This window comes from Ascidiimonas meishanensis (assembly GCF_037782385.1).
GTDB classification, from domain to species: Bacteria; Bacteroidota; Bacteroidia; order Flavobacteriales; family Flavobacteriaceae; genus Ascidiimonas; species Ascidiimonas meishanensis.
On record NZ_JBBEXD010000003.1, the window covers coordinates 348,944 to 373,238 of the forward strand.

Consider the following 24,295-nt stretch of genomic DNA (forward strand, 5'->3'; position numbering starts at 1 on the left):
ACGTTTCGTATATTTGATATAGGAAGGCTATTATTATGAAAGATTCACCATTACAAATACAAATTAGTTTTAATAAATTATTAGAAGTATATGATAATCAGCAGCATAGTGATGTTGATTTTCTTGCAGACAAAGCTAGAAATATTCTAAAAGTTGCCGCAACGGTACCCCAACTAAGGGAAGGTTTTGAGGACTTTTCTTTGGTAAAGAAATATGAAAAGGAAATAGAAATTGTTCTTCAGGATGCTTTTTCTAATGTTCTTACAAAAAATGAAATTAAAGCAGCAACTGCTCCATTTGAAAATTTGTTTTTCAATACTTCCAAAAGGTTTGACACCATCATTAAAAATGCAGGGGATAATTATGAATTGCAGATTCGTAATATGCCTGAAGGGCATCTCTATATTCTTGGGTGTAGTGTGATTTTAAAAATTCATTACGGAGTAGATATGGATTTTAGAAGGCCTTTGTTTTTTGATATTCCAGATCAGAAAGGATTGTTTCGCCATTATAGAATTATGTATAATGCAGATTATATTGATATAGCTCCAACTGATAAAGCGGTAGAAGTCACCGATGAAGATATCAAACTTCTTATGGATAGTTTTGATAATTTGGAACTCTGGAAAGAGAAGTTTCCTCCTGAGAGTTGGATCTGTAAAGGGTTTATAATCTCTAATATGTTTGATGTTACTGTAGATAATTCTATTTCAGAACTCAAGTCTAATTTGTTGGCTTTAAATACAGACAAGGATAGTAAGACCAATTTTTCAGATTCTTTTGAAGCCATCTTTCAATCTATTTATGACAGTAAAAATGTTAAAGTAGGTTTCTCTGCATACGATGAATTTTCACATAAATTTGAACATGTTCCAAAAAAAGAAATAAACAGTTATTTGCTATACCAGAATGAGGAAATTTATTGTAAGGAAGCCTTGTGTCCTTCTTCTTTTAAAACGCTGTTTGATAACAAAACCTATTTTTCGGTTGCTGATATTGAGAAGTATTACAAATTATCGGGTGGTGTAGCGCCCTATAAGAATTTATACGAACAAGGGTATAGAAGTGCCATTCTTGCTCCAATTTTAAATAAAGATAAACTTCTTGGGATACTTGAATTGGTCTCTACAAAACCCTTCGAGTTACACAGTGTGAATGCAAATAAGCTAGAAGACGTAATGCCCTATCTGGTTACCTCTATTTTACGTTCAATTTCTGAAGAAATGAATCAAATAGCAGCCATCATTCAACACGAATGTACCTCTATACATGAAAGTGTTTATTGGAAATTTGAAAAGGAGGCAAAAAACTTTTTGAGAGCACAACAACGAGGTGATCAACCTGTGTTTGATGAGATTGTTTTTAAAGACGTATTTCCGTTATACGGGCAAATAGATATTCGTAATTCTTCGGTAGCCAGAAATGAATCTATCCAGAAGGATTTATTAATACAATTAAATCTGGTAAGTGATATTTTTGTAATGGCAGGCAAACAAGAATCATTACCTATTTACGACGAAATTAATTTTAGGATTAAAAATTATTTAACAGACCTAAGAGAATCTATAGAAACCAGTAGTGAACAAAAAATTATTGATTTTTTGGTAGAAGAGATTCACCCTGTTTTAGACCATCTAAACGAACAAGGTACTGAATTGACAGCACTTATTTCATCTTATTATAGTCATTTAAATAATGATAAAGCTGTATACAAGTATCGGAAGGATTATGATGATACCGTAAATAATATCAACAAAAAATTAGCTAGTATAATTGATAAAAAACAGCAGGAAGCACAGGCCATGTTCCCGCATTACTTTGAAAGGTACAAAACGGATGGTATTGAACACAATATGTATATAGGAGCATCTATAGCACAAAATAAAAAATACAGTCCCATTTATTTGCAGAATCTTAGGCTCTGGCAGCTAAGAACAATGTGTGAAATGGAGAACACTTTCTATAATATGCAATCAGAATTACCGGTTAAATTAGGAGTCGCTTCTCTCATTTTTGTGCATAGTGATACACTTTCTGTGCGTTTTAGAATGGATGAACGTCAATTTGATGTAGATGGAACTTACAATGCCAGATATGAGGTGGTGAAAAAACGAATAGATAAGGCTTTCATTGCAGGTTCTAGAGAACGTATTACCAAAGAAGGAATGATTGCGATTGTATATTCATCTAAAAAACATGAAAAAGAATATCTTAGATACGTAGAATTGCTTCATGCCCAAAATATAGTTAGCAAAGAAGTAGAGATTCACGAGGTAGAACCGCTACAAGGAGTGAGCGGACTCAAAGTGATGTTGGTAAAAGTTCTTTATACACACAAGAACGAAGGAGAACAAAAATATTATACTTATAAAGATTTGCTAGAAGTAATTAATACTTATTAGCTATATTGCCTAAACTATTAGTTTACTATGGCTTCCACTATTCTTCCAGTGCCATAAAATTGATATGCAATTCCAAAGGCAATTACAGATGTAATAATGCCTATCATAAATATGGTGTAGGTAAGTCTTAAAATTCTGTATTTCCTGTCAAGAACTTTGCCAAGGAAATACAAATCTTTTGTGAGTGAATTGTATAGATAGTCTTTGTCTTTAATAACTTCACTTATAGCCCATTCAAAATCACTTAGTTCCATTCGGTGAAAATTTCCAAAAAATAATAGATTTACGTTTTTGTTTTCAACATCTTCTTTCGTGAATTCTCCTCTGGTTACATTGGGTCTGGTAGCTAGAACAGAAAGAACCATAGAAGCAACGCTAAAGAGAATAAAAATTAAAGTAGGAACTACTAAGTAGGTATTAGAGGGGTTATCTAGTTTAGGTATTAAATTAGATAAAGCTAAAGAGATAATAATAGCATTTACAGAAAGTAAAATATTGGCTTTGGTATCTGCAATATCACTAAGCTTTAAATGGTTTCTAAGTGTTACCCGGTATAAGGTTTGGATACCTCTTTCTGGGCTATTACTCTTCAAAGAAGCCTTAATGGACTCTTTTTTTTCAACCTGCTTAAACTTTTTCTTAGCTTTTATAAGCTTTTTAAGATTTTTGTCTTTATCCTTTTGCCAATTTTTCTTTGCGTAATCAGTATAAAATTGATGTCCGGTAGTATACATCTTTATATTCTCATTACGCCATTCAGAAATTGTATAGTCATATACACCTAGCAACCTCAACTCTTCCCTGAGAATTTCGGCCGTCTCAGGATAGCTATCTTTGGCAAAATGAGAACTGTCTGCATCTCTCATTACCTCCTCCAGAAAGTCCTGAGGTACATATCCCATTTTTGTTGCTCTAATACATTTGGTTACTTTTTGGATTTTCTTTTCTCCATAGCCCTCTTTTTCAAGGAACTCTGAAGCGATAGTACATCCTATTTCCTCATGATTTTCAAACTGTTGTGTAAAACCAGTATCATGAAACCAAGCTGCAATTAGAATGATTTCTGAATCGTCTTTATCAATATCACTACTTTTAAGTATTTCTTTAGTATTTTTAACTACACGTTCGGTATGGCGGAGATTATGATACCGATATTTGCTACTTAGTTTTTTTATCAATAAATCGGTAACAAAAGCTTCTGTTTTCTTAAGGATGTCAGACATACATGCATTTTTAAGTCCATGCAAAGTACAAAAAATTAAAATCTAGTGTATTTCATCTATGAATAAAAATTATATCTTTTTCACTGTATTGATCTTTTTAATTGGATCCTGTGCTACTTACAAACCGCAATTCCAAAATGAAAAAGTAGCTACTAATTATCCCATCAATAAAAAGATAGAGAAAACCTTTTACCTTATAGGGGATGCAGGGGGTGCAAAAAAGGAATCTTCAACTCCAGCGCTTCTTGGTTTTACAAAGGTGCTTGATACTGCTTCTGGAAATAGTTATGCAATTTTTTTGGGTGATAATATTTATCCAAAAGGTATGCCTAATGAAAAATCAACTCAGCGAAGCTTGGCAGCGCATAAATTAGATGTTCAAATAGCTACCTTAAAAAACTATCAAGGAGAAGTAGTCTTTATTCCGGGTAATCATGATTGGTATGATGACGGTTTAAAAGGTCTCAAACGCCAATCAAAATATCTTGAAGAAAAATTAGACAGAAAAGATGTTTTACTACCAGAAAAAGGTTGTGGACTGACCGATATTGATGTTAGTGATCATATTCAACTGATTATTTTAGATTCTCAATGGTATTTGGAAAACTGGAATAATCACCCAGGGATTAATGACAACTGTTCAGAAATTAAATCTAGAAAAAAATTATTTGAAGAAATTAAGGGCCTTATTAAAAAAAATCAGAATAAAACAATAGTTTTTGCTCTGCATCATCCTTTAATGACACATGGCCCGCATGGTGGCGCATTTGCAGCGGAAAAACATCTGTTTCCATTTCAATCTAAAATTCCTCTTCCTGGTTTAGCTAGTGTTATTACACATATTAGAAAATCTGGAGGTATTTCTATTCAGGATCGTATTAATGAGCGTTACAATGAATTGGCTAAGAATTTACTCACTTTGGCAAGAGATTCAGATCGTATTATTTTTACATCTGGGCATGAACATTCGCTTCAATACAACAAGCAAGGAAATACGCCACAAATTGTATCTGGCTCTGGATCTAAAAACTCGGCAACCAAACTTACAGGAGATGCTGTTTTTACTTATGGAGGACAGGGTTTTGCGGTATTAGATGTGTTTACGGACGGTTCATCCTGGGTTAGGTATTATGCTTCGGATGCAACGGGTAATAATACGTTACTTTTTGAAACGGAAATACATAAAGCCTTAGAAAAGAAGACTCCAAATAACCTCCCAACTGCTTTTCCTACCACAGTAAAAGCTTCCATTTATGAGAACGAACGAACATATAAAAGCAATTCGTATAAGCGTTTTTGGGGAGACCATTATCGGGATTTATATGGATTAGAAGTAACTGCGCCTGTGGCATTGTTAGACACACTCTATGGAGGGCTTACACCCATAAGAAAAGGTGGAGGCAATCAAACAAAAAGCCTGCGCTTGGTGGATAAAGAAGGTAGAGAATTTAATATGCGAGCCTTGAAAAAGAGCGCGTTACAATTTTTACAATCTAAAGGGCTAGGCGTTGCTAGTGAAAATGATTTTGACAATACCTTACCAGAAGATTTGTTACTCGATTTTTATACGGCAGCACATCCGTATGCCCCATTTGCTATTGCTGATATGGCAGATGCTATAGGTGTTTATCACACCAATCCAAAACTTTACTATGTTCCAAAGCAACAAGCACTGGGAGCATATAATTCAAATTATGGGGATGAGCTGTATATGATAGAGGAGCGGCCTATGGAAGCGTTTGAAAATCTAGACAGTTTTGGTGCTCCAAAAGATTTAGAGAGTATGGACGATTTGTATAAGAAGCTTCGTAAAGATGAAAAGTATACAGTAGATGAACGCTCTTATATAAGAGCACGCCTTTTTGATATGTTACTTGGTGACTGGGATAGGCATGCAGATCAATGGCGCTGGTCTGAATTTGAAGATAAAAATGGAAATAGAATTTTTAAACCTATTCCTCGTGATCGTGATCAGGTATTTTCAAAATTTGACGGTTTCTTTTTAAATACGATAAGAAGCTTTATGTCATCAGCCAACTTAATTCAGGTTTATGATGGACAACTAAATAAATTACAGTGGTTTAATTTTGAACCCCTCCCACTAGATCGCACCTTACTTGAAAATATGGGAAAAGAAGATTGGATTGCAGAAGCAAAACATATCCAATCTCAATTAACGGATGCCATCATAGAAGAAGCTTTTATGAAAATGCCCAAAGAGGTGCAGGATGAAACTATGCAAGATATTATTGTTAAGTTGAAGCAGAGACGCGGTAATCTTGAAGATATCGCCACAAGGTATCATAAAGTATTACATGGTTTGTCTGTGCTTACAGGGACAGATAAGGATGATTATATTCTAGTAGAACGCATTGGGAAAGGACTTACCCGTGTTAGAATGTACAGAATAAAAGATGGAAAGAAGGCAGACCTTATGATTGATAAAACCTTTGATAAGAAAGAGTCCGGTGAAATTTGGATTTACGGACTTGATGATGATGATATTTTTGAAGTCACCGGAAAAGCACAAGATCCAATTTTAATACGATTAATAGGAGGTCAAAATAATGATATCTATAAAATTAAAAGTGGACGTAAAATACATGTGTACGATTATAAGACAAAGAAAAATACGGTAGAAGAAAAAGGAGGGGCTGATTTTCACTTTACAGATCTCTATGCAGTAAATGTATTTGATTACAAGAAAGACAAATACAAAGCATCTACTATTTTACCTGGAATTGGTTTTAATCCAGATGATGGTATAAAAATCGGTATGCAGTATACAGCCACAAAATATGGCTTTGAAAGAAATCCGTTCTCCAACAAACACTCATTTGCCGCTAATTATTACTTTGCTACTAGTGGTTTTGAGTTTTTGTATAATGGAGAATCAGCTAATATTTTCAATGCTATAAATCTAACCTTTGGTGCCAAATTCACTAGTGAGAATTTTGCCCGAAACTTCTTCGGTTTCGGGAGTGATTCGCCAAATTTTGATGATGATTTAGAATTTGATTTTAATCGGGTAAAACTTAGTGAATGGATGGGCTATGTAGGGTTTATTCGCAGGTCTAATTACGGGAGTGATTTTACAGGCACTTTTAAATTTCAAGGGATTCAAGTAGATAATACATCAGATAGATTTATCAATGCGTTTTCTGGGATTGATGGATTTTTTGATAGGAAGTTCTTTGGAACAGCAGCTTTAGGCTATACCTTTGAAAGTTATGATGTAAAAATAAACCCCAGTAGAGGGTTGAAATTTGATCTTGAAACAGGGTATACATTGAATATAGAAGATACAGATCGTGGCTTTGCTTTCTTAAAATCAGGAATAACTTTCTTCAACAGGATTACCTCAGATGAAAAGCTGGTACTTAAAACATCAGCAAGCACTCAAATTAACTTTAATGATGATATTGAATTTTATCAGGCGGCTAATTTGGGCGGGAACACAGGATTAAGAGGTTTTAGAAATGAGCGTTTCTCTGGTTCAAGTAGTTTGGTGTTTAATGGAGATTTAAGATATCGCTTTGAAAAGTTTAAAACGACTATTCTACCCTTGCAATTTAGTGTGTATGGAGGATATGATTATGGCAGGGTATGGGCAGAAAATGATCCTAATAATGCTTGGCAACAATCTTTTGGAGGGGGTGTGATCATTAATTCATCAAATGTAATTAACGGAGATTTTGCACTTTTCTCTTCAGATGATGGCTTGCGTTTTACACTAGGTTTTGGTCTTGCATTTTAATAATTACTAAGATCCAGACCGTATAAATTATTACCCTTGTATCCTGATTTTTCATCAGTAATGTATAAGAATTGGTTATTTTTAAAACAAATAGATTCTTTTTGCGAATAATGATCCAAAGGAATCTCCATTACGGTCCCACTAAAAAAATCATCTGCTTTAAAATTTTGTAAAAGCCATATGCGGTCATGTGCAAGTAAAACCACCTTTTTTTTATCAGGTGAAATATCAGCAGAGGTAACCATACAACTGTGTCTTTCTGAACAAAGAGAGGTCTCGCCTAATAGAGTCGCTTTATAAGTTCCTTTAACTGCCGGAATTCGATATAATAGAGTATTCCCATTAAAAGGCTTACTTCTATTTTTTGTAAAAATGTACAAATAATCATTTAAATAAAGGAAAGCTTCTGCATCATATAGCTTTCTACTATCCTTAGGCGGAAAGTCTTTTTGTTCTGGATATGTAAACCTAATCTCTTCAGATGGAAGCTCTTCTTTTTTGATACCTGAGGGGTTTGGAATGCGATAAATAACGAGATCTTTTCTCTCATTATCATTGTTGCCAAAATCACCAATAAAAAGATTTCCAGCATCATCAGAAGCTAAATCTTCCCAATCTTGGTTTTTTGCGCCTTTAATATTAATGTCTCTAACAATTTCTCCCTTCTTATTTATTCCATAAACATGATCTTTGTTACCGCTATCTTCCACTAGCCAGAAAAGATTATTATCTGGAATAATTTCTAATCCGGAATTTTCCTTAAGTTTCTTTGGCAATTCAGTAACAAATTCCAATTGTCCGTAATTATAACAACTGGTAAAAAGAATCATTACAAATGGAAGAGAAAGCTTTTTCATCTTTACTTATTTAGGGGCATAAAAATTTCACTCTTCCAATTTTTATCATCCCCGCCTGCATTTGGGTTATTGAAAAAAACTTCTCTAGGTTGTAATTTAATGCCTATTTCATTTCTTGTCGCATAGTCATAAAGAGCATACCAAGCTCTGTCTGAAGACTTATAGTTACCATAAAAAACAGCTTTGATTGCCTTCTGAGCTGGAATTGTTTTAAAAAATACTAAAGGGTTTTTAGGTAAGGAATCTCTTTTTTCTGTTGGAAAACAAAAATCAAATTCAATTCCTTTTTTGTCTACTATCCATTTATTGATTTTTAAAAACGGATTTCCCGTAACTTTCATTCCGTTTTCACTTAGTAGATTATCAACTACAAAGTTATTAGACATCATGCTATAGGCTTTTCCTTTTTGTGAGCTTTTTAAGGAAGTACATGCGCAAAAAACCTCTTCTATGGTTGCTTCTCCTACTATTTCTACACGAAAATCAGTAAGTTTTTGATCAAACGATAATTTGAATGGGATAAGCATACCCCGTGCAATTTTTTCAATCGCACTCTTTGAAAATGGAACAGAAATTCGGTTTGACAGCGAATGAACCGGATCTGTTAAGTCTACAGTAATTTTAGAGACAGAATCATTTAAGGCCTTTATATGCCAGTTTAATTGAATCGTAGAATCTTTTAATTTGAGAGTTTGTGAGACAGATTCAAACCCTACAGAATTGTTAGTTTTTAGGTTAATATTCAACATAGCAAAATCTAATATTTCTTCATGGGCTGTGCCAGGAGATGTTTTGATATTAAAAGCTACGCGATAATCATACGGTTTTACAAATAAGTACCAAGCTACTGCCGCAATAGCAGCGATAATAAAAAGAATAATTATTTTTTTCATAAATGATTAATTTGAAGCTAATTTTTTAGAAGTTCTAGTTGTTAATTTCTGATTAATAAAATTACCAAGATCACGACCTTGCTTTACACCAACCTCTACAGCAGCACGATAATGGATACCACCATACATTCTACTAATAGCGGCTTCATCTGCTGCTTGCCTAAAGGAAGTGAAATTACGAATTCCTAAACCATATCTTTCTTCGGTATCATCATCAAATGCAAAATTATCTCCAAAAATTTGAGTTAATGTTTCAGAGGCTGCTCCAGAAACTACAGAATGGCCGCTGGTATATTCTGGGAATGGAGGTGTTTGTAAAATTGGTTTCCATTCTTCGTCAATATGCTCATTTATCAATGTTTCAGGACGTATAAGATTACTTCTATACTTTTCATCCCAACAACTTATAAAAGCATCTGCAATAGCAATAGATGTCTTAGTATATGCATGAATGGTTTGGGCAACTTCTGTATTTGTTTTTTTACAGGCAATTTTACAAATTCCAATCCAATGAGCCCCAGGAGTAATCTTCTTAGTAGCAAACATTAAGTGTCCGCGAGTTACAGAAACATAAGGATTACAGTCCCAAAACTGTGCGATGGCAATTTCTTCTGAGTCGTCACCGCTAGACGTAATTTGATTACTAATATCATAGACCTCTTTTAATTCTCTGTAAAAATCACTGTCAGGCTCCATGGAAAAAGGTGGTGGAGGTACTGGTTTGAATTGTGAGGCGGAATCAATAACAAAGGTTCTTATCTTATTCCAATGTGGCTCAATACCGTCCATATAAGAAGGTGGGGTAGGTTGCCACCTTGATGGTTCATCTATATCTACAGTAAACTTAGGCATTGTTCGTGTTTGTTTGTAATTATCACCATCATACCAATCCTTAATTGCTGTAGCAACCTTTAAACCATAGGTTTTGGACGCTTCAAATTCCTTTGCATTTTGTTCTTGCCATATAGAATAAAGACTATCACTATAGTTTTGCATCTCATCTTCAGAAAAAATAAGACTTTTGCTTACATCCATGTGAGCAATAAGTGCTGCAAGCTTATAATTTACATTGGGAGCTGCACTATCTGCTACTAATTTTAAGCCATGAATCTGTCCTGCAAGAGATTGATACTGATCATTTTCTGCCGCCATGATCTCATAAGCCGCGATATTTGGATATGCATAGATACGACTAGCTACCGGAGGAGAAAAAATATCATGTACCATGATATCTGTTACCTTGTCTATAGCATTATGAAAATCTTGAGACGTAATTATAATAGGCTCTTTTTTCGTGCATGAGATGAGTAGTAGTAATACAATGCTACTTTGTAATCCTATTTTGATTATCTTCTTCATGATTAATTAATTCTTAAGTTTATTTAATTGGTATACCTCGCTGGCATCATTATTCACTGTTACCAGTAAATAGAGCTGTTTTTTATAGTGTAGAAGGTGTAACTTTCTAACCGCCTTATTTTGAAGATCAAGTCCTAGAAGATCACTGGAAATAATATGGTCTTCATTTTTAATGATAGCTCCTGGAAAACTATCAAACTTACCATGAAATGGTTTTACGCCAAAATAGTTGCCAGCGGCTAATATTTCTTCTTTACCGTCTTTATCAAAATCAAATTTCAGAAAAGTGGTAATAGGTGCAATTTGCATAGTATTATCAAATGGAACAAAGGTATATCTTCCGTTCTCGTTTTTAAGATATCCACTTTTAAGTGTATGAACCTCTAACAAGGTTCCTTTTTCAAGCGTATTTTGATCAAGAATTTCCCGCATAGGTTTTCCTGCAAATTCTTTATAACTATTAAACTTCTTGCGCATAAGACTAGACATCTGTTCTGAGAGTTCATCAAGTCCTGCCAAGGGATAATAATTGTTGTTTTTATAAATGGAGACAATAGTTTCTGTTTTTTCATTATCATCAAAATCTCCATAATACATTTGCATAGGATGCTTTTCTGAAGCTTTAAATTTGGTATTTGTACCCCAGTTACCTAATACATAATCTGTATCCCCATCACCGTCTATATCAAATGGGATAATTGCTTGCCAAAGTCCATTTAAGTTATCAAAACCAACCGACGTCTTTTTGAGCTCACCATTTTCATTTTTAAAGAACGTGGGTTGCATCCATTCTCCTATGAGTATGAGATCTTTAATACCATCACCGGTAAAGTCATTCCAAATAGCATCTGTTACCATGCCTGTATTTTGTAATTCTACATTTTCTATTAAAGTAAAGTCACCATTTTGATTGTTTAGCAAATAGGAAGAAGGGATATTACCAAAATCATTAGAAACCGCTTGATTTCCAACAAAGATATCCAGATCTCCATCATGGTCATAATCATATGGTTTTACAACAGCGGCATTTTCAAAATAATCAGGCAACGCAGATTTTACAAAACCAGAGTCTTTTTGAAAGTAAACGGCATCTAGTAAGGGTTTCATTTTTGCATAGAAATCACCACCACCAGTGCCTACAAATAGATCATTTTTTCCATCTTTATTGAGATCCGCAATAAGTGCGGCGGTTTCTTCCACTATAGAGTCATTTATAATTTGAGGATAGCGTTTTTTTACAAATCCAGAATCGGTTTGTATGAATGTGACCGATGTTTTGTATTTGGAGCCACCAAAGAAAAGATCTTCCTTGCCATCATTATTGAGGTCTCCAACGGCGGATGCTGGACCGCGATCTGAAATTTGATAAGGGATTAGTTTTTGTCTGTTAAAATCTAAATAATTATCCTCTTGATGTACATAATTAATTCCTAGACTATCATTAACTTTAGTAAACCAAGGTGTCTTTATTGGTTTTAAATATTTAAAATCAAAAGAACTTGTGTTTTGTGGTGTTATGGTTAAGAATTGATTTGTGTTAACTTCTTTTAAAAGTTGAGAAGAATTATCGGGCCATACTACTCTCAGAGAGTCAATTTTATTTGTATTGCCATATCCAAAATGGATAATTGGTTCTGATGAGGCTTGAAATCCCCTTACAGGATATAACTCTTTGTATTGTAATTGTCCTTGATGCCAAGAAAATACTTTGGCACCAATTCCTAATGTGTTGGGAGTTTTATACTTAAAACGAATTTTAAGATAATTATTCTTTTCATTTGTGGTATTAATATAGAGGGTAGCCTTACGATTAATGTTATTGGTTATAAGATCCAGATCACCATCATTGTCTAAATCTGCATATGCGGTAGCACCAGATATCAATGTGTCTTTTGAAATCCATTCTTTTGATTTGTTTTGGAATGCAAGTTGAGCGCTTCCCTTAAAAATATAATTATGAACAGCACCAGAAGGCATCATCTCAAGTGCTTTTTGATCTACTAATTTGGTATTATTAATTTTTTTCTGAATTTGTTGATTGGAAACAAATTTAATGTAGTCCAAATCATTAGGTCTTTTAGGAATACCATTGGAGACAAATAAATCTTGGTATCCATCTTGATTATAATCACCAAAAAGAGCACTCCAACTCCAGTCTGTAGCTTCAATACCGCTTAACAAAGCAGTTTCCTGAAATTTATCTCCTCTTCGATTTATATGAAGCATATTTCTGGAATACTGATTATGATAACCATAATTTTTGGTACGCAGCTTGAAAATTTGTGGATTATCATCCCCTTCCGATGATTTTAAGACTGTTTCATCTTCTGCCAACATATCTAATGAAATCAAATCTGGCCATCCGTCTGCGTTAATATCTGCTACATCACTACCCATAGAGAAACGACTTATATGTCCAAAAGCCTCTTTAACGCTTTCAGTGAAAGTACCATTGCCATTATTGAGGTAATAGTAATCGTCTTCATGAAAATCATTGCCAACATAGATATCTGGAAATCCATCCTGATTAAAGTCAGAAATAGCTATTCCAAGACCATAACCGTTGACCCCCCCATAAATACCTGCCTCTTCACTCACATCTGTAAACGTGTCGCCATCATTACGCAAGAGTTTATCTCCGGTTTCATAAATACGTTTTTCACGTAGGCTTGCTCTACCAAAAGATTCCTGAGTATGTACAGCGTGATTTAGTAAATAGATATCTAGGTCTCCGTCTTTATCATAATCTAAAAATGCAGCGGAAGAACTATAGGAGTCAAAATCAAGTCCATATTTGGCAGCGTTTTCTAGAAAAGTACCGTCTCCGTTATTGATGTATAGTTCATTAAAGCCGTTAAAGCCGTTAATGCCAACTACTGCACATACATAAATATCCAGTAAACCATCACCGTTTACATCACCCATTACTGCCCCTGTATTCCAGGTACTATTGCCTGCAACACCGGCTTTTTCTGTGATATCCTGAAAAATGAGGTTGCCTTTGTTTAGATAAAGTTTATTTTTAACTTGATTACCTGAAAAGAAAATATCGGGTAGCCCATCTGCATTAATGTCTCCAACAGCTACACCACCACCGTTATAAAAGTACAGATAATCTAAAATATTGAGATCATCAGTTTCTGTGATCGTGTTAGTAAATTCAATACCGGTTTTTTCAGACGCAGGATTTTTGAAGAGCTCTCCTTCTTTATCAGTACATGAAATTACCAGTAATGTTATGATTAGATAAAAGACCTTATTCTTCATTGAGTTTAAAAATCTTTGGTTTATTATTGTTGATCGCTGCAATTATATACTTACGACCATTTTTATCTTGAAATATTTTTAAGTGCTTTATTTCCTCCCGCACAAAGAAACCGCTTTTAGTATAATCTTGCCATTCAAACCCCATTTTTCCATCTCCAAGTAACACACTTCCATAATGAGCATCTAATCTTGAAAATTGAGGTTTAAACTCGTAATTATTTCCTCCTAGAATAATATCTAAGTTACCATCTTTGTTTACGTCTGTACAAGTAATTCCGCAGATGCATGATAATTGAGTTCTTATCGGTAATTTTTTTATGGTGTATTTACCGCCTCCTTCATTAATGGCAATAACGCTTTCAGAGATACGTGCAGTTTTCACAATAGAATTTTCAATAATATTCGCTGGAAAAAGTTCTTCAACGGTTCTGCTGGCATAGTCTGATGCCTTCAAGTTCTCTTTTTTAAGAGAAACAAGTTGCCCTGTTAATTCCTTTTTCATGTGAATAGGATAATCACCCCCATCTCTATGCCTTGTGATAATTTGTTCAATTGTACCATTGTTATCAAAGTCATTAATCCACATTTTAGCCGGATGGTCAAAGTCTGTTTTGTAAGGAAGATTACTCCCTTGATTTCCAATTACAAAGTCGTTATCTCCATCGTTATCAAGATCTGCTGTAGTAATGGTATTCCACCAGCCAGAAAGACTGTCTAGGGAAGTAGCGAGTTTACTTAACCTTCTCCCAGAATTTTTATAAATATTAGGATTACCCCATTCAGAAATAGTCACCAAATCTTTTTTATTGTCGCCATCCACATCTACCCATAGCGCATCAGTAATCATACCTGCATCCTTAAGGTCGTATGCATATCTGTCTGTACCATTTGTGAAGGTACCATCTCCATTATTTTCTAGGAATAAATGATTTGGATTCACTCCATAGGTTCCTACTACACTTCTTGAACCTACAAAAACATCTATATCCCCATCATTATTAAAATCGTGAGGTGCAATAACAGCAATGTTCTTAAATGCAGAAGGGAAGTTTTGTTTGGAGGCACTAAAATTTCCTTTGCCATCATTAACATATAGACGCACTTTATACTTCTTGTCTTCTCCAACTTCATTTCCACCATTTCCAACCATTAAATCTAAATCGCCATCACCGTCTGCATCAAAGAATGCAGAAGCAGTGTCTTCAAGACCCGCATCAACATCAAATACTCGTTGATTAGAAACTCTTAAATTTCCATTTCCACGATTCAGGTACAATACAGGAGCCTGTTTTTTTGCACCTCCTATAAATATATCTTCATTCCCATCTCCATTTACATCTCCAACCGAAAGTGTAGGTCCTTCTTGTGATAGCATCTTATAAATAAGCCCCTCGTAATTAAAATCAATATAGGTATTTTCTTTATGGGTCTTGAATGTAGCATTATTAATTTCTTCCAGTATGGTAGCTTCTTTTATTACTTTTGGAACTCGATATACATCCAGTGCTTCCTCCTGTTTAAATACGATCTTTTGATTAGCATTTAGGTTAGTAAACAATTGAGTACGATCATTAGGCCAGATTACTCTAATTGAATCAATGGTTTTGGCTTTACCAAGCCCAATTGTCATACCGTATTCCATAGAAGATTGAAAGCCTCTGGAAGGCATTAATTCTTGAAAAACTTTCTGATTATCAAAATATAACTGTACGGTGCTGCCTATGCCAAATAGATTGGGAGCTTTACCGTTAAATTGTAGTTTAATATAATTATTGTCGGTTTGTTTTTCTGTATTGTTACGGTAAACAAATGCAGGCATATTTACATTGTTTACAATTACGTCAAGATCACCATCATTATCCAGATCACCATAAGCAACTCCATTAGACATACTTGGTAAATCTAAACCCCATTTCTCTGTAGCATTTTCAAAAGTGAGGTCTTTGTTATTACGGAATGCATAATTAGGAATGGGGACTCTAGGCATTTTGGCGATAATAGTATCAATAGTTTCTTTTTTTCCGGTAAGCGCCATTTTTTGAATGATCTCATCTGCAAAGAAATTCACAAAATCAATATCTGTTAAATCATGATTTACACCATTGGTAACAAAAATATCTTTAAAACCATCGTTGTCCATGTCAAAAATAAGTCCAGCCCAACTCCAATCAGTTTTTGAAACACCACTAAAATGCGCTATTTCAGAAAAAGAATTATTTCCATTATTCAATTGTAATGTATTCTGAATGTACTGTTGGTAGAAATCTTTACTCTGTTTTAGTTTATAAATATCATAGCCTTCAAATTCCATGACCGATTTAACTCTTTCATCACCTTCGGGAAGCATATCGGTAATAAAGATCTCGTTTAAACCATCATTATTAATATCGGCAACGTCTACACCCATTGCGGAAAGGGATAAATGTGAAGTCCAGTTTTTAATGTCTTCTTTAAAGGTGCCATCTTGATTGTTGATGTAGAGGTAATCACGCTCATAAAAATCATTAGAAACATAGATATCTGGATAAAGGTCCCCATTAAAGTCGGTAACCATAACTCCCAACCCAAAACCAATAAGGCTACCAAAGATACCGGCATCTTCACTTACATCTACAAACTTGCCATTATCATTACGCAATAGCATATCGCCCACACCTCTAAAAATTTCAGGTACACCTTCCCAGTCTTGCGCCCTTACTTCTCTTTGTTCTGCATAACCTAAACTACTAACAGGAATGTTACTATTGTTTAGGATATAGGCGTCCAGATCACCATCTTTATCATAATCAAAAAAGGTAGCATGGGTAGTGAAACCACTTTCTGCAAGGTTATATGCTGCTGCTTTTTCACTAAACGTAAGATCTCCGTTATTGATAAATAGTTGATTATTGTGATTGTCACCTTCCATATTTCCGGCATTAGAAACATAGATGTCTAAAAGGCCATCTTGATTGATATCTACCATAGTGACCCCTGTAGACCAAGGCTTGTTACCTGCCACCCCTGCTTTTTCAGTAATATCTTCAAAGGTAAAATCTCCTTTATTTAAATAGAGTTTGTTATCGCCCATATTTGCTGTAAGGTAAAGATCTGCAAGCCCATCGTTGTTAATATCTCCAATGGCTACACCACCACCATTATAAAAATTACGATATTTGAAAATATTGAATTCTTTACTATTTACTATATCATTTCTAAAGTCAATTCCTGTCTTTTCTCCTGATAGTAAGGAGAATAATTTCTCTTTTTTAACTTCTGCAACGTCTTTTACATTCTTTTCTTCGGAGTTACACGAGATAAATGTAATGGATAGGCATAAAAAAGCGGTTAGTCTATGTATTGTTTTGTAAACCATGGGTTTAATCATTTATTATTTCTAGTATTATGGGCATTCCATTATTAATTCCTGCAATAATGCAAGGTTTGTTTTTAATGATAATTTTTTTGAGGGTTCTTACGGGTCCAGACAATTTAAAGTTTTGAGATAATACAGCTTCAAAACCACCTTTGGTATTATTGAGTAATAAAAGGCCATGTGAGGCATCTAATCTGCTTAACTGGGTACTTACTTCATATTCATTTCCCGCTAAAAAGACATCAGGATATCCATCTTTATTAAAATCTTCAACTACCATATCATGCACGCTAGACAATTGCGCCTGCAAAGGTAATAGATGTTTTTTAAAAGTTCCATTGCCTAGGTTTTCAAAATAGCAAGAGGCAAGTTCCGTCACCTGTTTTTTATAGGCATCTTCAATTTTCTTCGCAGAAAAGAAATCAGACAAAGAGGCTTCTGCAAAACTTTTGTAAGAAAGAAACTTTTTATTTAACGGAGGTAGTTGCTTAACCAGATCGTCTTTGGTAGCAAAAAGCGTTTCTTCACCTCTATAAAAATAGGTAATCAAGGGCTCAATTCTTCCATTGTCATCAAAGTCGTTTCTATAAAGTTTGATAGGGGCTTCTGGACTTGCGGTAAACCTAGTATTGAAACCCCAGTTTCCGGCTATAATGTCTTGATCACCATCCTTATCAAAATCGGCTACTTTTACTGTGTTCCACCAGCCATTTGTATGTGCTAAGTGCGTTTCTTTTGCCAACTCAAATTTCCCTTGCTCACTCTTAAGCACAGAAATTGGCATCCAATGCCCCACAGCAATAGCCTCTGGAATCTGATCATTATTTAAATCTGCCCATATAATATCTTGAATATTACCAAGAGATTGAAATGTTGTAGATAGGGTAGTAGTAACGTCTGAAAATTTGCCATTTCCATTGTTTAGAAGGAAATATTGATGGGGAGTTTTTCCGTATTGCGCAGGTAATTGATTGGAAGTGATGCAAATATCAAGAAAACCATCATTATTTAAATCTGGAGTGGTTACACCGGAAGCATTTACGAACAGCTCTTTGAATTGAATAGAATCTTTGGTAAATACGCTATTTTGGTTAAGATACAAACGCGGATTAAGAGGTTTTCCAGATTTAAATTCATTACCTCCGCTTACCACTATCAAATCCAAATCTCCATCATTATCAGCATCAAAAAATGCAGCTCCTGTATCTTCATTGATGCTATCTTCATTAAATACTTCATTGGCTATAGAAGTGAAATTTCCTTCTTCATTTTGTATGTAAAGTGCGGAAACTTGTTTTTTCCCTCCACATATAAAGAGGTCTTGTATAGTATCTTGATTAATGTCTGCCACGGCAATATCAGGTCCTTGATTGGTATAAACAAATGGAATCAAAGGATCTCTATTGAATTCTAAAGTGGCATATTCACGATGTTTGAATTTTAAAGAATCTTGAGAATTTTTGAGATACCTATTTTCTTTTTTTGTATTTAACCTGAGTGGTGTATTAGAATTTGCGTTTTTATGCTCTAACAGGAGTGTTTGGTTAGAGGCAATTTGAGATCTTTTTTCCAACCGTTGATCTGGCCATGTAATGATGAGTGAATCAATAGTTTTGTTATTTCCGATCCCAAAATGTAATTCCGGCGGAGCAGCGGAAAGGTATCCTTTTGTGGGGTAGTTTTGAGCAGTCATTACCTGTTCACCAACATATAGCGTAACTTCTGCACCTATTGCAAAGAAATTTTCTTTACTTCCTTTAAACTTCACTTTTAGGTATTGATTTGAATTCTCAAGATGGGTTGCTTTGTTCTCAAGAACAAATGCCTTTTCGTTTACGTTGTTCACAACTAAGTCAAGGTCTCCATCATTGTCTAAGTCTGCAGAAGCAGTTCCATTACTAAAGGAAGGGAGTTTTTGAAACCAGGTTTCTGTGGTGTTTTCAAAGGTGGTATTACCAAGATTTCTAAAGAAGTAATTAGCCGATTTTTTTTCAGGAAGTTCGCCAATCATTTCCATATCCTCAGCGGTAAGTCCTTTACTAATTCTTTTCTGGATATTGTCATTAGCAATAAAATTCACATAATCCATATCATTACTTGCCCCTTTTATCCCATTAGAGATGTACAAATCATTCCAGCCATCATTATCAAAGTCTCCTGCTACGGGGCTCCAAGACCATTCGGTTGCTGCAATACCGCTTGCAAATGCTGTTTCAACAAAATTTTCATTACCCATATTTACATGCAATGTATTTTGCATGAATTGGGGCGCGTATCCATTTTTAAGATAATTAGTATAGGTTTGAAAAGGATATTCTAAACCTGAGGTATTATAGGTTTTTAAATCTTCAGGAAGCATGTCAAGCGATATAATATCTTGACGACTGTCATTGTTTAAATCTACCATAATATTTCCCATAGAATAATGAGAGGTATGACCCAGTGCAGTTGGATTAGAAGTGATAAGTTCACGAAAAGTACCGTCTTGATTGTTGAGATATAAATAATCGTTCTCAAAAAAATCATTTCCCACATAAATGTCTGGGTAGCCATCAGCGTTTAAATCGCCTACAGCGATTCCAAGCCCGTAGCCTATTTTTCCCTGGAATATTCCTGCTTCTAAGGTGACATCGTCATAATAACCGTTATTATTTTTAAATAATTTATCTCCAGATCTCCAATCTATTTCCTGTCGTTTAGAGCCTTTGCCATAGGTGCGATTTGGATGAACAGAATGATTTAATAAATACATATCAAGATCGCCATCTAGGTCATAATCAAAAAAGGCAGCTTGAGTGCTGAAACCAGCAAAATCCAACCCGTAGGCTGCGGAAGATTCTTTAAATATAGGAACTCCTTTGTCATTATTCCCTTGATTTACGTACAAAAGATTATGCCCTCTGAGTTCTTTGTAGTTTGAAACTTTACATACATAAATATCTAATAATCCATCATTGTTAATATCTACATGCGTTACTCCTGTTGTCCAGCCTTCCTTGTTGCTAATTCCTGCTTGCACAGAAACATTTGAAAATTTTAAACTTCCATTATTTAAATAAAGTGCATCATTGTCTTGATTGGAAGTAAAATAGATATCAGATAACCCATCATTATTAAAATCTGCCAGCGCAACTCCTGCGCCATTGTAGTAGTATAGATACGATAGGATGTTTAATTCTGGTGTATCAACAAGCGTATTTGTAAATTTAATACCGGTATCTTTATTAAGCACAAAGAGTTTGTCTTCTTTTTGACAACTGTGTAAAAGAAGAAAGCAAAGGATAGTTAATATACTTGTTGATAATCGGGTCATATTTTTTGTTATACCAGTACCTTGTATAAATAAAATTGCAAAATGTAACTCAATACATTTTGCAATTAAATTCGACGTAATTTTACTGTATGTAGAATAAAATATAAATTCATTAATTTATGCTTACGAATGTAAGTGTTTACAATGGATTATAGGGCTAATGGTAAAGTAAAAAGATTAATGAAAAGTTAATAAGATTAATAGAAATGTAAGGGTATTTGTAATGAAGCTATTTTAGGTTTATTTGTAGATGAAATGAATAAAAGAAAACTATATATACTAATTTTTGTTGTTTCTGTAATAGGTCTTGCTATGGTGCAATACCAATACCTTAAAATAGGATTAAACTTGGCTAAAGTACAGTTTAGCCAGAAGGTAGGGGATGCAGGGAAACTCATTAAAGAGGACTTGAAGAATAAGAATCAATTAACCATTCTACTAGAAAAGGCTATTACAAGAGATTCTTCCTATTTTAATTTAAGTATAGATAGTCTTTACGATGCGTCACAATATTTTCTTCAAGATTATATTTCCTTACAGCTGGTGCAACAAGGAATAAAGTCTGATTTTACATTTAGACTTTATACGAAAGATTCACTTTATAATTTAATCTCAAAAGCTTCTGATTTTGAAACAGATACAGATTTAATTAGATATCCTCTAGAATTGAAAGGGTATCTTCCCGGGGAGTTAGGAAGAAAAACATTTTTGGAGCTTAGATTCAAGAACCTTAACCAATATTTTTTATTCCAACTTAACGGATTAACGATTCCGGGACTTATTTTTATGATTGCCATTGTTGGGGTAGTTATATGGGTTTTACGTTCTTTTTACTGGCAGCGCAGTGTAATTACTACTACAAATGAATTTATAAATAATCTAACTCACGAACTAAAAACACCTGTTTTTGCGATAGGAGTAGCGGCTAAAATATTGGAAGAAGAGGTCTCAAAAGAAAAACAACCGGTACTTTCTATTATTAAGGATCAAATAAAGAAGTTAAATGATCATACCAATAAGGTACTGGACCTTTCAAACTTAGAAAGGAGGCAAAGTGTGTTTGCATTAGAAAGACTAGATCTTAAGCCGGTAATTACAGAAGTTTGTGAAAGTTTTAAATTATTATCGGCACTTGGGGAGATTGATTTTAAGTATTCAATAGAAGGTGATCATTTTTGGATACGTGGAGATGCTTTTCATTTGTCAAATTCCATATCAAATTTGCTAGACAACGCAAAAAAATATAGCCTTAACGAACCTATTGTTAACTTAAGGGCCTATAAGAAGGGAAATAAACTTGTGATTAGTGTAATGGATAAGGGAATAGGGGTTGATAAGGATCATTTGGATTTGATTTTTAAAAAGTATTACAGAGTCTCAAATGGAGATACACATAATGTAAAAGGTTATGGACTGGGTTTAAGTTATGTAAAACGTGTAATAACAGGGCATTCAGGAAAAATATATGTTAGTAGTGAGAAAAAGAAAGGTACAGAAGTAACAATTGAGCTAAATCTATGTGGTTGATATGCAGAACTATAAAATTTTATTGGTAGAAGACGATGCGGCATTAGGATATGTTTTGAAGGAGTATTTAGGAATGAAGGATTTTGAGATTACCTGGGCGCAAAGAGGTGCCGAGGCTTTGATACATTTGGATAAAAAAAGTTTTGATATGGCTATTTTAGATGTGATGATGCCCGATATGGATGGGTTTGAATTGGCTTTAAAAATTCAAAGTTTATATCCAAAATTGCCGTTTATTTTTTTGACAGCTAGGTCTATGAAGATAGATGTTTTGAAGGGGTTTGCGGCTGGTGCTGTAGACTATTTGAAGAAACCTATTGATGAGGAAGAGCTGGTAGTAAGAATAAGTGCCTTACTCTCAAGGTTAGTGAATAATAAGAAAGGGAGTGTAGAAACTATTTTGTATAAAATTGGAAGATACGAATTGAACTATCTAAATATGGAACTGCGATTTGGAAAAGAAAAATGGCAGCTCACGAGTCGTGAAAACGAATTATTGAAATTTTTAATTCGTCATAAGAACCAGTTGTGTACACATAAAGAAATACTCACTCATATTTGGGGTGAAAATGACTACTTTAATCGCAAAAGCCTGAACGTTTTTATTTCTCATTTAAGACGATATCTGGAAAAAGATCCGGCTATTATAATTGAAAATGTACATAATAAAGGGTTTATTTTAAGAGAATAGTCGTAGAAGACATCTTTTTTAATAGTCTAAATACAACATAAAAAAGAGACTGCCTCTTCAGACAGTCTCTTTACAATTATTATTTTATTGTTATTTTACCTTAGTAACCCGGATTTTGAACCAAGTTTGGATTAGATAGAATAGCAACTGTTGGGATTGGAAATAGATTTCTATTTGTATCACCTACAGCAGAAGGATCTTTAAATTCCCAGTCTCTAGTAAATTGATCAAATCGAACTAAATCATTTCTTCTCCAGAATTCAATATACAATTCTCTACCTCTCTCATCTAATAAATCTTGAGCGGTAAGACTTCCTAACGGATCTGCATCACGAATTCCTCTCAATTGATTTACCAATGCTAATGGATCTCCAGAGCCAAGGTTAAATTGAGCTTCTGCTTTCATTAGTAAAGCATCTGCATATCTAAACATAATTTCATGACTCGTAAATGATCCGTTTACTGGGTGGTATTTAATTACCCTAATCCCCGTATTTTCAGTATTACCAATTAGACCAGGTAGTTCTTTGGTAAAGTTTAATGGATTACCAATACGATCTGTTAGAAGATTACCATTTGTATCATATTGAAGTCCTAAAAGGAAACCATATCCAATACCTAGATTTGTAGCATCTGCATTGGTAGCATCAGGTACAAAACCTCTTCTTTCTTCTTGTCCGGAACCAACGCCATTTTCATTAGCATCTCCTTCAAAAAGATCATAGAATTCGGCTAAAGTGCTAAAGCCGTTCCATCCACCACCGGTGTTATCTGGGGCTATGATGTTATAGTGCATACCATTCCAGATTCTGTTACCAACAGAGGTTCTTAACCACCAAATAGTTTCTGTATCCACATCTTCTTTAAAGATATCAAAATAACCATCTGCTAAAGCGTAACCATCTGCTTCTATAGCATCTACCGCGTTAATTACTGCGGTCATATCAGCAGGATCAGGGGTTCCTGTTCCTTTATAAATATGTGCGTTAAGATACAATTTTGCCAATAAGAAATTTGCAGTAGCTTTAGATGCAAAATTGGTTTCAGCACTTGGACCTCTGCTTGCCAGATTAGGCATTGCAGTTGTTAAGTCATTCAAAATGAAATCATAAGCCTCTGTTCTTGAAAGCACTCTAGGATCAATTTCTGGTCCTTCATCTACTTCTCTAAAAGGTACTTGCCCATAAAGATCCATCACATTAAACATAGCGAAAGCTCTTAAAAAGCGTGCTTCTGCTTCTTGTTGAGGTGTTGGAGTACTTCTTGAGTCAATAATTTCAGAAGCTCTAAAAACATTTTGATTTTGGTTATTCCAAGCGTTCAATACATGAGGATGTGCTGCTGTCCAAGTATGTGCATGAAGTGTTCTCCAAAGCCCATTATCACCCCAGTCTGTACCACGGGTAGGAACTAATAGTTCATCCGTAGAAACCTCCATAAGAGCAAATTCATTTTCTTGATTACCGAGTTGTGCATATACATCATTATACAACTGTTGCAAAGATGATTCTGCAGGAACTCCATTAAATACCCCAGTTTCGGTAAATAAAGAATCAGTTTCATCAATCTCCAAATTTGTACAGGAGAACATGAATAGGGCGGACAGTATTGTCAGTACCCCTAATTTGTTAAAATACGTTTTATTCATAGT

12 protein-coding genes are annotated in these 24,295 nt (G+C 34.4%); 4 read left to right on the forward strand and 8 right to left on the reverse strand.

The features are described from left to right. Positions 1–35 precede the first annotated feature (35 nt). Complete coding sequence (locus WBG07_RS06650; protein WP_340199746.1) at positions 36–2,402, forward strand: GAF domain-containing protein; 2,367 nt, start codon at positions 36–38, stop codon at positions 2,400–2,402. Between the two features lie 17 nt (positions 2,403–2,419). Here WBG07_RS06650 and WBG07_RS06655 read toward each other — a convergent pair whose 3' ends face one another. After that, positions 2,420–3,625 (reverse strand): Pycsar system effector family protein, encoded by a 1,206-nt coding sequence (locus WBG07_RS06655; protein ID WP_340199747.1) that lies wholly within the window; start codon positions 3,623–3,625, stop codon positions 2,420–2,422. A gap of 58 nt (positions 3,626–3,683) precedes the next feature. Here WBG07_RS06655 and WBG07_RS06660 point away from each other — a divergent pair, with 58 nt between their 5' ends. Continuing rightward, the gene (locus WBG07_RS06660; protein WP_340199749.1) at positions 3,684–7,382 is read left to right on the forward strand and encodes a metallophosphoesterase; all 3,699 of its coding nucleotides are present in this window, start codon (positions 3,684–3,686) and stop codon (positions 7,380–7,382) included. On the opposite strand, the gene WBG07_RS06665 is transcribed toward WBG07_RS06660, so the two are convergent. Genes WBG07_RS06665 through WBG07_RS06690 form a run of 6 tightly spaced genes read right to left on the reverse strand, consistent with a single transcriptional unit; the run spans position 7,379 to position 20,426 of the window. Beyond that, complete coding sequence (locus WBG07_RS06665; RefSeq protein WP_340199751.1) at positions 7,379–8,239, reverse strand: hypothetical protein; 861 nt, start codon at positions 8,237–8,239, stop codon at positions 7,379–7,381. The genes WBG07_RS06660 and WBG07_RS06665 overlap by 4 nt on opposite strands. A 2-nt stretch (positions 8,240–8,241) precedes the next feature. Further along, a complete protein-coding gene (locus WBG07_RS06670; RefSeq protein ID WP_340199753.1) occupies positions 8,242–9,132 on the reverse strand; it encodes a GyrI-like domain-containing protein in 891 nt (296 codons plus the stop codon). 6 nt (positions 9,133–9,138) lie between these two features. Next, positions 9,139–10,491: a vanadium-dependent haloperoxidase gene (locus WBG07_RS06675; RefSeq protein ID WP_340199755.1), complete on the reverse strand. Its 1,353-nt coding sequence runs from the start codon at positions 10,489–10,491 to the stop codon at positions 9,139–9,141. 6 nt (positions 10,492–10,497) lie between these two features. Beyond that, positions 10,498–13,758 (reverse strand): VCBS repeat-containing protein, encoded by a 3,261-nt coding sequence (locus WBG07_RS06680; protein WP_340199756.1) that lies wholly within the window; start codon positions 13,756–13,758, stop codon positions 10,498–10,500. Next, positions 13,748–17,125, reverse strand: a complete 3,378-nt coding sequence (locus tag WBG07_RS06685; RefSeq protein ID WP_340199757.1) for a VCBS repeat-containing protein — start codon at positions 17,123–17,125, stop codon at positions 13,748–13,750. Before WBG07_RS06685 ends, WBG07_RS06680 begins: the two co-directional genes overlap by 11 nt. After that, entirely contained in the window at positions 17,118–20,426 is a 3,309-nt protein-coding gene (locus WBG07_RS06690; protein ID WP_340199758.1) for a VCBS repeat-containing protein, read from the reverse strand. The genes WBG07_RS06685 and WBG07_RS06690 overlap by 8 nt, the downstream gene beginning before the upstream one ends. Before the next feature lie 255 nt (positions 20,427–20,681). Between WBG07_RS06690 and WBG07_RS06695 the strand changes: the two genes are divergently transcribed. Continuing rightward, on the forward strand, positions 20,682–21,953 hold the full coding sequence (locus WBG07_RS06695; protein ID WP_340199759.1) for a sensor histidine kinase: 1,272 nt from the start codon (positions 20,682–20,684) through the stop codon (positions 21,951–21,953). A gap of 1 nt (position 21,954) precedes the next feature. Beyond that, the gene (locus WBG07_RS06700; protein WP_340199761.1) at positions 21,955–22,644 is read left to right on the forward strand and encodes a response regulator transcription factor; all 690 of its coding nucleotides are present in this window, start codon (positions 21,955–21,957) and stop codon (positions 22,642–22,644) included. Between the two features lie 100 nt (positions 22,645–22,744). On the opposite strand, the gene WBG07_RS06705 is transcribed toward WBG07_RS06700, so the two are convergent. Continuing rightward, entirely contained in the window at positions 22,745–24,292 is a 1,548-nt protein-coding gene (locus WBG07_RS06705) for a RagB/SusD family nutrient uptake outer membrane protein (protein WP_340199763.1), read from the reverse strand. Positions 24,293–24,295 lie beyond the last annotated feature (3 nt).

Bases quoted from the DNA above. Each gene is read 5' to 3' on its own strand.
- WBG07_RS06670 (WP_340199753.1), bottom strand. From the start codon at position 9,132: ATGAAAAAAATAATTATTCTTTTTATTATCGCTGCTATTGCGGCAGTA.
- WBG07_RS06690 (WP_340199758.1), bottom strand. From the start codon at position 20,426: ATGACCCGATTATCAACAAGTATATTAACTATCCTTTGCTTTCTTCTT.
- WBG07_RS06665 (WP_340199751.1), bottom strand. From the start codon at position 8,239: ATGAAAAAGCTTTCTCTTCCATTTGTAATGATTCTTTTTACCAGTTGT.
- WBG07_RS06685 (WP_340199757.1), bottom strand. From the start codon at position 17,125: ATGATTAAACCCATGGTTTACAAAACAATACATAGACTAACCGCTTTT.
- WBG07_RS06695 (WP_340199759.1), top strand. From the start codon at position 20,682: ATGAATAAAAGAAAACTATATATACTAATTTTTGTTGTTTCTGTAATA.
- WBG07_RS06705 (WP_340199763.1), bottom strand. From the start codon at position 24,292: ATGAATAAAACGTATTTTAACAAATTAGGGGTACTGACAATACTGTCC.
- WBG07_RS06655 (WP_340199747.1), bottom strand. From the start codon at position 3,625: ATGTCTGACATCCTTAAGAAAACAGAAGCTTTTGTTACCGATTTATTG.
- WBG07_RS06660 (WP_340199749.1), top strand. From the start codon at position 3,684: ATGAATAAAAATTATATCTTTTTCACTGTATTGATCTTTTTAATTGGA.
- WBG07_RS06700 (WP_340199761.1), top strand. From the start codon at position 21,955: ATGCAGAACTATAAAATTTTATTGGTAGAAGACGATGCGGCATTAGGA.
- WBG07_RS06680 (WP_340199756.1), bottom strand. From the start codon at position 13,758: ATGAAGAATAAGGTCTTTTATCTAATCATAACATTACTGGTAATTTCA.
- WBG07_RS06650 (WP_340199746.1), top strand. From the start codon at position 36: ATGAAAGATTCACCATTACAAATACAAATTAGTTTTAATAAATTATTA.
- WBG07_RS06675 (WP_340199755.1), bottom strand. From the start codon at position 10,491: ATGAAGAAGATAATCAAAATAGGATTACAAAGTAGCATTGTATTACTA.